Below are 13092 nucleotides of genomic sequence, written 5' to 3'. Positions count from 1 at the left end.
GGAACAACTCAGATTATAAATTCATTGTGATTAAAAGAAAATTGCCCTACATATTCCATGTTCCAATTATTATCCTTATACCTACCGACAAATATACCGTTTTAGCAGGAAGCAATATTTACTATTTTTGAACATTAATTTGTATAAAATATAAACTTAATAATTAGCTTTATTACAGTACTTCAGCTAAAATATTGTTTTTGGCTGGAGCACTGATGATGCCTATTCCACATCTTTTATTGGCTCTTTTGGTGGTTGTTGTTTGGGGAATAAATTTTCTTTTTGTTTCTTTTGGACTTGAAGAAATTTCTCCTCTGTTACTCTGTGCCTTACGCTTTTTATTTGCAAGTATTCCCGCGATATTTTTTATTAAGATTCCACAAGCATCTTTTCGGATGATTGTCCTTTACGGTTTTATTATGTTCGCTTTGCAATTTGCTTTCCTGTTCCTAGGCATGAGCTTAGGCATGCCGGCAGGAATGGCATCGTTGCTGATGCAGACCCAAGTGTTTTTCAGCATGTTTTTCGCTGTTGCTTTCTTGGGAGAACAACCGAACATAGGTCAAATTTTAGGTGCGCTCGTTGCTGCTGTGGGTATCGGAGTCGTGGCGATGCATTTCGATAGTGACATCTCTTTACTGGGCTTTTTATTCATTCTTGCAGCTGCAGCCACCTGGGGATTTGGGAACCTCATTACCAAAAAAATTAAAGGCAGCAGCAGCAACATGATGGCGATCATTGCCTGGGGAAGTTTTGTTGCCTGTATTCCTATGTTCCTTTTCGCATGGTTTTTTGAAGGGGCTTCAAATTTTGTTTATACCTATGAGCATATCAGCTGGCGGGGTATTGGTTCCTTATTTTATATTGTATTTATATCTACATGGGTGGGTTATGGGGTTTGGAACTGGCTTATGGCGCGATATCCAGTGGGGATGATTGCGCCTTTTACGCTTCTCGTCCCAATTGTTGCCATTCTAAGTTCCGTGATCGTTTTAGGTGAACCATTTCAATTATGGAAGCTGGCTGCCGGTCTTTTGGTGATTGGTGGTTTGTGCATCAATGTATTGGGGGCTCGTTATTTTCCAGTAAAAGTGCAGTCTGAGGCTGCCTAAATCCAAGAGCCAATTTGTAATTTTATTCAAGTCTATATTTTTAAATAAAATGATATATCATAGTTTTTTTTAAAAGTATGGGCGTATCATGGAGATGGATTCAAAAACCATAATGTTGTGTGCAGATGATTTCGGCTTGAATTCTGGTGTTTCGGAAGGTATTTTGAAATTGGTTCGTATGGGACGCTTATCTGCAGTAAGCTGCATGGTGAATATGCCAGGGTTTATTCACTACTCCCAGGAACTTCTCTCATTCAAAAAAAGTAAACACATTAAAATAGGTTTGCATTTTAATTTGACGGAGGGACATTTTATTTCGATTCCAGAAAAAGGCTGTTTTTCCTTGCAAGAATTATTGGTTAAAACCCATATGAGATCGATTAAATTGTCCTTTATTGCCTGGGAATTTTTAGCCCAGCTGGAACAATTTACAAAGACCATGGAGCAACTGCCTGATTTTATTGACGGACATCAACACATTCATCAATTTCCAGTAATACGAAAAGTCATTTTAGATTTATATGCCCAAAAATTAAAAAATTCCGGAGCTGCCATTCGTTCCACCTGGCCCTCCATTACTTTGCCGCAGTTTCGATTTAAAGCCAATATTTTATGTATTACAGGAGGTAAGGCATTATTAAAGCAACTTATCCAGCGAGGCATCAAGCATAATCGTTTTTTTTCCGGTATTTATGATTTTGCACCCAATACAAATTATAGAGAATTATTCAGACAATGGATGAGCTTGGCTCAAGAGAATACATTAATCATGTGTCACCCAGGTGAAAGCTCAAACAACAGTGATCCCATTGCCCATGCACGCATTAAAGAATTAAATTACTTGTCCAGTGATAATTTTTTGAAAGACAGCCAAGAATGTCAGATACGATGGTTTCAAGATCAAGAGGATTATCCAGGGTAAAATTTTAAATTTTACTGAATTATTTTTTTTATGTATTATCTTTTAGCGATGGTGACCAGTTTGAATAAAAAGGACAAAACTCTTGAATGACTTTTTTTGGATATCTTTTGGGGCGATCATTGGTGCCAATTTACGTTATCTCGTAGGCCGTTTTTCAAATAAATTTTTATCTGCAGACATTCCTTATGGTACATTCATAGTGAATCTAACCGGAAGCTTTATCCTTGGTTTTTTTCTTGCCTGGACAATGGAGCGGGTTGAGGTTGATCCAAGGTGGCGCTCTTTTGTTGCCATTGGATTTTGCGGTGCTTATACCACCTTTTCCAGTTTTACTTATGAAACGTATATGCTTGTCGAGCAAAGTGATTATGGACTTGCTGCCCTAAATTTTATCTGCAATAATCTTTTTTCACTGTTAGCAGTTATTGCGGGTATCGTGCTCGCACGGACAATCTAAATTATGGATCATATCAAAGTTTCTATTTACATTAATGAAGCAGACAAATGGCAACATCGTCCTTTGCATCTTGAGATATTAAGCATGTTGGATGCAAGTGGAATTGCAGGAGGGACAGTATTGCGCGGGGTTGCCGGATATACGAAAGACAAACCGGTAGTCTCTACTTCCCTGGTGGATATAGGGAGCAAACTCCCCTTGCTCATTCAATTTATTGATACAGTGGAAAAAGTAAATACCGTCATGGCTAAAGTAAAGGAAATGGCGGGTGATAACCTCGTCATAAGGGAACCGGTAGAAGTTGCTTGAGCTTTTACTCCTAATGAGGGATATACAATTAGCGGCAAGCCCAATATCTCGAAATAATAAAGCTATAGACAGAAACGATCCCTAAAACAAGAAACAAAGCAAGCAGGTAATGTAATTGGGTAAATTGGAGCAACAAAAAATAAAGAGTTTCATTGATGATTCCAGCCGAAGCGGCTACAAGGAAAAAATGAGGCAAACTCAAAATTTTTTCATTATTTAGTCGTGAGAAAGTAAAATATTTGTGACCTAAAAAGCTGACATTAAAGGCAATTAAAAAAGCAAAAACATTCGCTATCAGTGCTTGTACCTGCAGGTAATTGACTAGGTTGTATACAGTAAACAGATGTATGAGTGCCGCAAACCCGCCTATACCCAAAAAATAAAGGATTCTGTATTTAAATTTAAGTTGGGTAGTCGTCAAAACTGGATTCCTCGTCAATCACATAGTGAGGCCTATGTTTGACCTCATCAAAGACGCGACCTATATATTCTCCTACGACGCCCAAGGCAAAGAGCTGCAACCCGCCAAAAAAGGAAATGGTAGTGACTATCGTTGCCCAACCTGGAGTTTCTATACCAAAAATTAAAGTACTGAGGATTATCCAAAGGCCATAGAGGATGGCTAAAGTGGCGACGCCAATTCCCCCAATCGCTATCATTCGTAATGGAAAAGCAGTAAATGAGGTAATTCCTGTAATGGCCAAGTCTAACAGAGAGTAAAAATTCCATTGGGAATTGCCTGTTTTTCGGGGCTGTACTTCAAAAGGGATTGCAATCTGTTTAAATCCAACCCAACTGTACAACCCTTTCATAAAACGATTTCTTTCGGGTAATTTTTGCAGCGCTTTGACAATTTTACGATCTAAAAGCCTGAAATCCCCAGCATTGGGCGGAATATTGATTCGATTTATTCTTGAGGTAAGTTGATAAAATGCTTTGGCACAGGTCCTTTTTAACCAGGATTCATTGGCTCGGTTTTGCCGAACTGCATAAACCATATCATAACCTGCTTCCCATTGGGCAATAAATTGGCTTAAAAGTTCTAATGGATGTTGGAAATCGGCATCTAACAGAATCACTGCATCACCTTGAGCATGATCCAATCCAGCACTAATTGCATTTTCCTTTCCAAAATTTCGACTAAAGCGAATGCAACGGAGGGCGAATTGAACACGTAATTGTTGGATAATGACTGGTGTATTGTCATGGCTTCCATCATCGACAATTAATATTTCATAAGCATAGCCAAGTTTTTTTAATGTTTCCGTTAATGCAGCAACGAACTCAGCAATGCCTGCTTCTTCATTGTAGACAGGGACAATGCACGAGATGCGTTTGATAGGCGTGAGTGATTTGGACATATTTAAGTAGAAAAAAATGCTGCTCTAAAGTGCATATTTTACCGTAATTTGACCATTACCGTAAGTATATTTTGTTTTTTTTTAAAAAAGAGGATGTCTCCTTGATGCATCTCATGCATGAAAGCGAGAGACAATCAGAAGTATCCAAATGACTAATGCATTAATAATTGCAATAAAAACAGCAGCAGATCCTAAATCCTTGGCTTTTTTAGTTAAAGGATTCCAGGATTTATCAATTCGATTCAATGTGGTTTCTACCGCCGAATTGAGCAGCTCAACAATAAAGACTACGAGTAAAGAACTGATCAACAATGCACACTCAAAGTAAGTTTTTCCTATGAAAAAACTAAGCGGCAAAGCAATGATCCCAGCAATTAATTCAAGGCGAAATGCAAATTCATCTTGAGCAGCCGCTTTTAATCCATGCAATGAATAACCAGTGGCTTCTTTAATTTTAAGATACGCTTTGGTTATAAGTTGTCTCATCCAGTTTTCCTACAGACTTTTTCCTTTTTAGTTTGTCTGAGATTGCTGTACATTTCAAATAAATATCCATAATAATTGAGGCTAATGAGAGCTGTTTTTCCTTCTTTATGTATTTCAGGACGCAATTATCTTAGCTTTAGGGGGTTGTATGGGCGCGAGTAGTTACACAAGTTTGATCGACTTATTGGAAAACAAAGCAGAGAACAATCCAGATTTCCCACTCTATACACTAATTGACAGAACAGCAAAAGAAAATAAGAAGCTCTCGTACCGGAGTTTATCCGAACAGGCAAAAAAATTAGCTTTTGTCCTTCAAAAAGTGGCATCAGCTCAAGATCGCGCATTAATTATTTATCCTCCTGGACTTGATTTTATCTCTGTGTTTTTTGGTTGCTTGTACGCTAAAGTTATCGCCGTTCCTTTTTATCCTCCTACGATGATCCATTGGTCGGAAAAATTTTATTACATCCTTCAAAACTCAGGGGCATCTGTTGTTTTGACTACAAAGGAGCTCATGGTTCAAATTAAAAAACGAATAAAAGATCATCCTGACTGTGAAAAAATAAAATTCATTATTACAGAAGACTGGATAAATGAAGACACAATAGCAACCCCATCTTTCTTTACCGAAAAAGAAATTGCTTTTTTACAATATACCTCGGGTTCTACAGGGAAGCCCAAAGGTGTGATGATTAACCATGGTAATTTACTTCATAATTTAATTGAAATTGAAAAAGCTAATGGCATTTCGGAAGAGGACATTAGCGTTTCCTGGTTACCCCATTACCATGACATGGGCCTTATTGGAGGAATACTACTACCTTTATTGAGTAACATTCCTGCAAAATTAATGTCTCCTCTTACTTTTTTGCAACGTCCGGCAATATGGTTGGAAACGATGACCCTCTATCGGGCTACAGCCACAGTTGCGCCTAATTTTGCATATGATTTGTGTGTCAGTCATATTACAGAGGAGGAAAAAAAAGGATTGGATTTAAGTAGCTTGCAATGTGCCATGAGTGGTTCTGAACCGATACGGCAAAGTACGGTGGCGCGTTTCATTCGAAGGTTTGCTTCATGTGGTTTTTCTCCTCAGGCCTTTTATCCTTGTTATGGACTTGCTGAATCAACCTTGATGGTGACTGGAGGGAAACGATTTCAGGGAATAAGCCATCGATGTCTTGATAAGGAGGCACTAAATCAGGGAAAAGCGGTTTATTGTGAAAGCGCCCTTTCTGAAGGGACAAATATAATTAATTGTGGGCAACCCATACATGGCTGCCATCTGGTTATCGTCAATCCGGATACATTACAAGAATGTGCAGACAAAGAGATAGGGGAGATTTGGATTGCTGGTCACAGTGTCGCCCAAGGATATTGGCAATTACCCCAAGAAACTCAACAGACCTTCCATGCCCGTATTGCAAACAGCAATTTATCTTATTTACGAACAGGAGATTTAGGGTATTTAGATAATGGTTCACTCTATGTCACCGGGCGCCTGAAGGAGATGATCATCATTCGGGGACGTAATTATTACCCCCATGATTTAGAAGATGCCATTCATCGATGCCATCCTCAACTGATAGAGCATGGTTGTGCCATTTTTTCATTAGAAGAAGAGGATGGGGAATCATTAATTTGCCTTCAAGAAATTAATAAAATGGTTCAAAAGTCAGAGTTTGAAGAAATTACAAAAACCATAAGGAATAATCTGCTGCGAAGTTATGGGATTCATGCTGATGTCGTGGTTCTGGTCAGCCGAAAATCTGTTCCAAAAACAACAAGTGGAAAGATCCAACGTTTATTGTGTAAAGAAAAATATTTGGGGGGTGAGCTGGAGCCACTCTTTGAAGAAAAAATATTAAAAAATCAGGCAGTGAATTACCTCAATGGGCATTTTGATATTGTTCAGATACTCCAATCCATTCTCAATGAAGAAGTGAATGATTTAGATAAAGAAAAAAGATTAAGTGAGTTCGCCATGGATTCCGTGACTCTAGGAGAGTTACACCATGTGCTTTCAACGACTTATATTAAAGATCTCTCTTTAGATTTTCTTCTTGGTGATCCCAGCCTGAATGACATTATAAATTTGCACGCAGGAAATATAGCAACACAAAAGCGACTGAATTCGCCTGCAGTTGATCTGAACGCTGAGTTTCATCATTATAAAAATATAACTCCTTACACCCTGAGTGTGCCTAAACCGCCAAAACGGATTCTTTTAACTGGTGCTACAGGTTTTTTGGGCGCTTACTTACTTAAGGAACTTTTCACCCAAACCAACTGGCAAATAACCTGTCTGGTACAAGCCAATTCTAGTGCGGAAGCAAAAAAAAGAATCATTGATAATATGAAAAATTATGACCTATGGATGCCATTTTATTCTGATCGAATCAATACAGTCTTAGGTAATTTAGAGAAAAATCACCTGGGTCTGGCGAAACAAGAATGGTACTATTTGGCAGATACTGTCGATCTGATTCTTCATGGAGCCGCAGTGCTTAATTTTGTTTCTTCTTATCACCAACTTGCCGCAAGTAATGTATTCGGAACAAAACAACTCCTTGATTTAGCGGCTTACAGGAAGCTGAAAGCGTTACACTATGTATCTACAATAGGTTATTTTTTGTCTGCGGACCTGGCAGATGATCGCATCATCCAGGAAAAAACAGAGCTCACCCCTGAAGAAGGAATTTATGGTGGCTACAATCAGACAAAATGGTTGGCAGAACGATTGGTACTCAATGCCCGGAATTATAATATCCCCACTGTAGTGTATAGACCCAGTTTAATTACAGGGGAAAGCAACAATGGCTACTGGAATAAGGAAGATGTGACTTGCCGGATCATCAAAGGATGTATCGAGTTAGGAGCACGGCCTAAACTGGATGTGGCATTTAATTTTGTTTCAGTGAATTATGTGGCAAAGGCGATTATTACCTGTGTGTTGAAAAAAGCCTATGAAACGAACACTTATCATTTGCTTAATCCTCAAAAAGTCCACATCGATCAATTGTTTCAATGGATTCAAGAAAAAGGATTTGTCCTTAAAGATGTTGCTTACCCTGATTGGATTAGGATGGTTAAGAAAAATAGATTATTTACGGCAAGTCATCCGTTTTCACCACTGCGTCCTTTCTTTACAGAAAAAGTAACTAAAAAAAATTCCTTATTTGATTTATATCTTTTCAACAATAAGGCAACCATAGATGGCGCAATGACACAAAAGCAGTTACAAGAATATGGAATCCATTGTGAAACAATTGACGGGAAGATATTCGAAAAATATCTTAATTATTTAATCCATTGTGGTTATTTAAACAAGACAGCGGAAGAGGCTCTTACTTAAAAGCTTTCATTGTGTGTGTGCTATATTTTTACAGTACGATAATGATTAGGAAATAGCATGCCACGTATACAGTACCTAACCTCTCTACCTCATGAAAAGAGCGCTGAAGTCTGTGAACTTGTACAAGAACACCATTTTGGTTTATATGAAACGATAGGCAAAAGGCCAACCCAGGAAGATGCTGTTTTTGCATGCTGGTATGCCCGTGATCATTTTAAATCACTGACACCACAAGATATTGGACGCCGTTTGTGGACAAGCTACCATTTGGTCAATATTTTAGGTCGCAACGAGATGTTGGGTGGCACCACGGCATCGACAACTGTTTATGATGGAATGGGTACTTTAATTACTGCAACTTTAGCAGATTCCCTTTCTTTTGCTGTGATTTATGATAGGCAAGATAATATAGCGGGTGTGGTTCGTTTAAACAGCATGATTCATCATCCCAATGCAGAGCAAGAACGGATTCAAAGGGCAGGTGGCTTAATCTTTGCCAATCGGATAAATGGCCAATTGGCTATTTCTCGGGCCATAGGCGATTTTGATTTCAATGCCGCAGTGGTGTGTGCGGATGCTACCATCGACATCAATGATCTTCATGAAATTTATGCCCAAGTGGGCACTACTTTCGCACAAGTAGGCAAAGTACAAATGATTACGACCTGTGATGGTTTTACAGAGCCCTTAACCTACCAAACAAAACAAGCCCATGAGCAATGGCTTTTAAATTGTTTACAAGAAACATCCTTGAATAAGAATGAAGAGCAATTGGCACAATTTCTAGCGAATAAAGCCCTTGAATGGGGTTCACGTGATAACATATCCATAGCTGTGCAAACACTTTCCTTGTATTTACCCTTTTTAGTGGGTGTTTATGATGGCCATGGGGGAAAAGACGCGTCGCATTTTACTGCAGAGCATATCGGTTCGATTTTTGATTATCAATGCTCCTTATCCCAAGAAGCCTATGCTCAGCAGTCGTTAAGCGCGGAAAAAAATTTCCTAACCTATTATCGTGATAATAAAGACCTGGAATGGTATGAGCCTTTAGCAGAATTAGCTAAAAATAAAAGGGAGTCAGAAATCACTAAAGCAGGGGTTCCTGTGCCATTGCAAAAATTAATGGAGCAAATAGTTGCTGATCAAAATAAAGAGCAGAATAAAGATTCTGCCCTTATGCTTGCTGGGGCGCAAAATCTTTATCAAGTATTGGATGCATTGTGCAGATATTATGTTGATTTGAGCGTAAGTAAAGAAGAGTTTCATGATTGTATCACTTATATTCTAAAATCAGACCCGACTTCAAATTTCGATCCATCGCGTTATCTATTTATTCCAATTGAATTAAAAGCAGCCAGAGAAAGTGCTGTAATTATGAAAAGAGCAAAACCTTGGGAGCAAATATGGATTTCTTTAAATGACGCCTTTATTTTGCTTTTTGACGATATCTCCTGACATGAACTTAAAGCAATTATTTCGCTTTCATCCAAAATGATCCCATATGAGATGGTGAAAGAAATTTTTATTTTAAGTGGGTATTACCATGATTCTCAGATAAAAGTTGACGCTTTTTTTCAGGGTGATCGGTTTGGATAATTGCAAAAAGGGTAAAACAGGCACAAACAAATAGGTAAAGGGCGGGTGCCTCTGGTGATTTTAAAGTAACGATAAGTTGACTAAATATCAGGGGCGCAATACCGCCAAATAAGGCGATGCCCAGGCTGTAACTGAATCCAACCCCGGAGTAACGCAAGTGAGCTGGAAATGATTCACTTATAAGAACAACATAGCTTCCATTAATAATGGCTCCCAAAAAAGCGAAACCAAAAATGAATAACCAAACAAAAGTTTTGGGGTGATATTTTTTACAAAGGAGATATTTCAGGTGCATTAAATCAAAGCGCCCAGCGCCATTTTATTTATGAAAAATGGAGATCAGATTGATTGCCCTGGAAGCTTTATTTTAAAAATAAACTAAAATAAAACTTAACATTTTATTCCAAGTAACAAATAATAAGTAAACATTTAAAAAGGAATTGTTATGCCATCTGAAATGGATAAGCCTCATATTCAATTAGCTATCATGTCTCGCTGGTATGTGGTATCACGCGCATTGCATGCCATAGCCAAGTTAGGCATAGCCGATCATTTAGCCTCAGGGCCAAAGCGGGTGGAAGAGTTGGCTCAATTAAGCGGATGTAAGCCAGAATTACTCGAAAGATTGTTACAATTTTTGCTTGGTTACCATTTATTTCATTACGATGACGGCTTTTATGCTTTAACTGAATTATCTAAACCATTACGTGAGGACGATCCTAATTCTGTACGGGATGTTTTATGTATGGTGGATGACATTTGGTGGCAAGCTTTTTCTCAATTGGATGAAAGTCTAAAAACGGGGATCCCTGCTTTTGAATTGCAACACGGGGATGATTTTTTCAGTTTCCTTAGTAAAAATCCAGAAAAACAGCAGAATTTTGATCGAGGTATGGCAAAATTATCATCCTATGATGAAAAGGCCATTAGTGATGCATTCAATTTTTCTATTTTTTCTAAAATTGTAGATATGGGGGGCGGACGAGGAGGCCTCATTAAAGCCATCACCCAACAAAATCCAAAGCTACAGGCAATTCTCTTTGATACCCCATCAGTGGTTGACCAGTTGGATCCTCATGCATTTTCCCCACAAGTATCCTTACAAAAAGGTGACTTTTTTGCGACAATTCCCATTGCAGATGCATATATATTCAAGGGGGTTTTGCATGATTTTAATGATGATATGATGCATCAGATATTAAAAAATTGTGCCCAACAGATACCCAAATCTGCCACTTTATTTATTGCAGAACAAGTCATGCCGGACAACAATAAGCCTCATCCGAATAAAACGATGGATATTGTGATGATGGTTTTACTTGGTGGCAGACAACGTACTTTATCCGAATGGCAAAAATCAATTGAACCTGCCGGGTTTATATTTGAGAACAGCTATCCAACAAAGAGTCTATTTACTTTAATGGAATTTAAGCCAAAAGCTTAGTTTAACTAACCCCTGTTGGTTTACCTGAATTCCTCAAGGGATTCAGGTAGCTTTGGTTTTGCATTGAGCCGTTAAAATTGACTGAGATATTCTTTAAGATCTTGGGGAAGCTGAGATTCAATTTCAGCGGCAAACAGATCCCTGTTTTGAGCAATAAAAAAGGAAGCTGAATTTAATAAAGATGGAGCTGTTAACTTAAATCCAAGACGTCTATAGACATGAGCATCTGCTTTGATTTTATCGGTATCTAATATGCGGTTATTATCTTCATCATCGATGATGATGATTTGCTCTGCATTCGGAAATCGGTGTTGAATGGCTTGTCTTTGTTCCGGACTCATTTTTTGTAAGTCTCTTAGTGTGAAGCCCACTGTTGAAATATTGGGAGGTATGGCATTAAAAATGGCAACCAATTCTGTTTCTGGCTTTCTCTCAAAATTATTCCCATTCAAATTAAGGTGGGTGACTCCAGATTCACTGAGTGCGCCAAAAATGTTTTTCAGTTCTATTCCTGTTTTTAGCGCAAGTCCATTGTTACCCAAATCAAGATTTGTGATTCCAGAATGTTTTATAACGCTTAAAATGGATATGATCTCTGCGTCACTTTTAAGACTCAGCACATTGTCACTTAAATCAAGATGGGTAATTCCAGAATCGCCTAGCATTTCTAATATATTTTTCAGCGCAGAATGCAGCCCCAAATTATTTCCCGATAGATTCAGATGGGTTATTCCTGAATTCTTCAGACTTTTTACAACGAGTACCAAGTCTTCTTCTGACATGTGTCCAAGAAGATTGTTCCTTAAATTAAGGAGGGTGATCCCTGAATTTTGCAGAAGTGATAATAATGGGCCTAGTTCTAATCCTCTTTTTCCTAGTTCATTGTCGCTCAAATTCAGATGGGTAATTCCAGAGTTGATTAAAGCACTAAAAAAGTCCACTACTTCTACATTGTCCATTTGCCAAAGTCCATTTTTTGACATATTTAGATGGGTAACTCCGGAATTTTTGAGTATATCGGGTGTTACTGTTGGCCTTTCTAATTCAAAGGTACCAAATTCATTGGCACTCAAATCCACATGAGTGATTCCAGATCCTGTTAAAGTACTTAGCGTGGATAGAAGATCAATTCGTTTTCCAAGATTATTTTGCCTTAAATTAAGATGAGTAATTCCTGAACTTTTAAACGTCGACAGAATACTGATCAGTTCTGATCTGCGTCTTTTCCCAAAGTTATTTTCACTTAAATCCAAATCCTTTATTCCTGAATCTTTAAAATAACTGAAGATAGAGACCAGTTCGTCTTCCTTCTTTTCCCCCAAGGAATTTTGTTCTAAATGAAGATGGGTTATTCCAGCATGTTTTAAAAGAATCAGTATAGAAATGAGTGTAGCTCCAGTCTTTTCTCCGAGACGGTTGTAGCCCAAATTAAGATGAGTAATTCCAGAATGAATAAGTGTCTTTAATATATTGATGAGCTCTGCCCCCGACTTTAGACCAAGGTAATTTCCATACAAATTAAGATCGGTGATTCCTAAAGATTTTAGGGCATGGAATAGAATAACTAACTCGGCTCCTGTTCTCTCGCCCAGTTCGTTCCTGTTTAAGTTAAGACATTTTATTCCAGATTCTTTGATTGTCTTAAATAAAGTTGCAAGTTCTGTCCCTCTTTTCATACCTCCAAGCCTATTCATCCCCAAATTCAAATGGGTAACCCCCGAGTTTCTTAATGCAGCCAGGAAGTCAATAAACTCTAAATTGGATACTTGCCAAAGCTCATTACTACATAAATTGAGGTGGGTGACTCCGAGATATTTCAGTTCACTGAATAATACTTTGAGATCTCTCTTTTTCTGTCCAATACTATCCGGCCTATTCACAGTAAGATGTTTCATCCCACCCGCTTTTAATTTTTTAAGTTCTGGAATAATGAGCTCAATAGGCCGGGCAAGAGACAAAAGCATGAACAGGGTCCTATACGTAATTTTTGTTTATGATTAACGAATGCAGATATTTGAGATTAGTTGAGTCGTAATGTTTAAGCGGC

Annotated in this window: 12 protein-coding genes; 7 read left to right on the top strand and 5 right to left on the bottom strand. The window is 38.2% G+C overall.

Annotation, left to right across the window (positions count from 1 at the left end):
- The first annotated feature begins 218 nt into the window (after nt 1-218).
- The 4 genes from BU07_RS0101470 (at nt 219) to BU07_RS0101455 (ending at nt 2800) form a co-directional block, all read left to right on the top strand.
- The gene (locus BU07_RS0101470; protein ID WP_031562955.1) at nt 219-1112 is read left to right on the top strand and encodes an EamA family transporter; all 894 of its coding nucleotides are present in this window, start codon (nt 219-221) and stop codon (nt 1110-1112) included.
- An 88-nt stretch (nt 1113-1200) separates the two neighbouring features.
- Complete coding sequence (locus BU07_RS0101465) at nt 1201-2034, top strand: ChbG/HpnK family deacetylase (protein WP_031562953.1); 834 nt, start codon at nt 1201-1203, stop codon at nt 2032-2034.
- A gap of 82 nt (nt 2035-2116) precedes the next feature.
- Entirely contained in the window at nt 2117-2491 is a 375-nt protein-coding gene (crcB, locus tag BU07_RS0101460) for a fluoride efflux transporter CrcB (RefSeq protein WP_031562950.1), read from the top strand.
- Between the two features lie 3 nt (nt 2492-2494).
- Nucleotides 2495-2800, top strand: a complete 306-nt coding sequence (locus BU07_RS0101455) for a DUF190 domain-containing protein (protein ID WP_031562947.1) — start codon at nt 2495-2497, stop codon at nt 2798-2800.
- Between the two features lie 28 nt (nt 2801-2828).
- On the opposite strand, the gene BU07_RS0101450 is transcribed toward BU07_RS0101455, so the two are convergent.
- From BU07_RS0101450 to BU07_RS0101440, 3 genes are all read right to left on the bottom strand, one after another.
- A complete protein-coding gene (locus BU07_RS0101450) occupies nt 2829-3221 on the bottom strand; it encodes a GtrA family protein (protein ID WP_031562945.1) in 393 nt (130 codons plus the stop codon).
- On the bottom strand, nt 3202-4161 hold the full coding sequence (locus BU07_RS0101445) for a glycosyltransferase family 2 protein (RefSeq protein WP_031562943.1): 960 nt from the start codon (nt 4159-4161) through the stop codon (nt 3202-3204). The genes BU07_RS0101450 and BU07_RS0101445 overlap by 20 nt, the downstream gene beginning before the upstream one ends.
- Nucleotides 4162-4272: 111 nt before the next feature.
- A complete protein-coding gene (locus BU07_RS0101440) occupies nt 4273-4647 on the bottom strand; it encodes a diacylglycerol kinase (RefSeq protein ID WP_031562941.1) in 375 nt (124 codons plus the stop codon).
- 148 nt (nt 4648-4795) lie between these two features.
- Here BU07_RS0101440 and BU07_RS0101435 point away from each other — a divergent pair, with 148 nt between their 5' ends.
- Entirely contained in the window at nt 4796-8002 is a 3207-nt protein-coding gene (locus BU07_RS0101435; protein ID WP_031562938.1) for a thioester reductase domain-containing protein, read from the top strand.
- A 57-nt stretch (nt 8003-8059) separates the two neighbouring features.
- Nucleotides 8060-9460, top strand: coding sequence for a PP2C family serine/threonine-protein phosphatase (locus BU07_RS16605; protein ID WP_084157773.1), 1401 nt, complete (start codon nt 8060-8062; stop codon nt 9458-9460).
- A 67-nt stretch (nt 9461-9527) separates the two neighbouring features.
- On the opposite strand, the gene BU07_RS0101425 is transcribed toward BU07_RS16605, so the two are convergent.
- Entirely contained in the window at nt 9528-9896 is a 369-nt protein-coding gene (locus BU07_RS0101425) for an MFS transporter (RefSeq protein WP_031562934.1), read from the bottom strand.
- Between the two features lie 150 nt (nt 9897-10046).
- Here BU07_RS0101425 and BU07_RS0101420 point away from each other — a divergent pair, with 150 nt between their 5' ends.
- Entirely contained in the window at nt 10047-11045 is a 999-nt protein-coding gene (locus BU07_RS0101420; RefSeq protein WP_031562933.1) for a methyltransferase, read from the top strand.
- Between the two features lie 71 nt (nt 11046-11116).
- Here the strand turns inward: BU07_RS0101420 and BU07_RS16935 are convergent, their stop codons facing one another.
- The gene (locus tag BU07_RS16935) at nt 11117-13009 is read right to left on the bottom strand and encodes a leucine-rich repeat domain-containing protein (protein ID WP_051635441.1); all 1893 of its coding nucleotides are present in this window, start codon (nt 13007-13009) and stop codon (nt 11117-11119) included.
- Nucleotides 13010-13092 lie beyond the last annotated feature (83 nt).

It is taken from the genome of Legionella wadsworthii DSM 21896 = ATCC 33877 (assembly GCF_000701265.1).
GTDB classification, from domain to species: Bacteria; Pseudomonadota; Gammaproteobacteria; order Legionellales; family Legionellaceae; genus Legionella; species Legionella wadsworthii.
Note: the sequence above shows the minus strand (reverse complement) of the source record. Positions and strands in the feature narration are given on the sequence as shown.

Bases quoted from the DNA above. Each gene is read 5' to 3' on its own strand.
- BU07_RS0101470 (WP_031562955.1), top strand. From the start codon at position 219: ATGCCTATTCCACATCTTTTATTGGCTCTTTTGGTGGTTGTTGTTTGG.
- BU07_RS0101465 (WP_031562953.1), top strand. From the start codon at position 1,201: ATGGAGATGGATTCAAAAACCATAATGTTGTGTGCAGATGATTTCGGC.
- BU07_RS0101455 (WP_031562947.1), top strand. From the start codon at position 2,495: ATGGATCATATCAAAGTTTCTATTTACATTAATGAAGCAGACAAATGG.
- BU07_RS0101445 (WP_031562943.1), bottom strand. From the start codon at position 4,161: ATGTCCAAATCACTCACGCCTATCAAACGCATCTCGTGCATTGTCCCT.
- BU07_RS0101440 (WP_031562941.1), bottom strand. From the start codon at position 4,647: ATGAGACAACTTATAACCAAAGCGTATCTTAAAATTAAAGAAGCCACT.
- BU07_RS0101435 (WP_031562938.1), top strand. From the start codon at position 4,796: ATGGGCGCGAGTAGTTACACAAGTTTGATCGACTTATTGGAAAACAAA.
- BU07_RS16605 (WP_084157773.1), top strand. From the start codon at position 8,060: ATGCCACGTATACAGTACCTAACCTCTCTACCTCATGAAAAGAGCGCT.
- BU07_RS0101425 (WP_031562934.1), bottom strand. From the start codon at position 9,896: ATGCACCTGAAATATCTCCTTTGTAAAAAATATCACCCCAAAACTTTT.
- BU07_RS0101420 (WP_031562933.1), top strand. From the start codon at position 10,047: ATGCCATCTGAAATGGATAAGCCTCATATTCAATTAGCTATCATGTCT.
- BU07_RS16935 (WP_051635441.1), bottom strand. From the start codon at position 13,009: ATGCTTTTGTCTCTTGCCCGGCCTATTGAGCTCATTATTCCAGAACTT.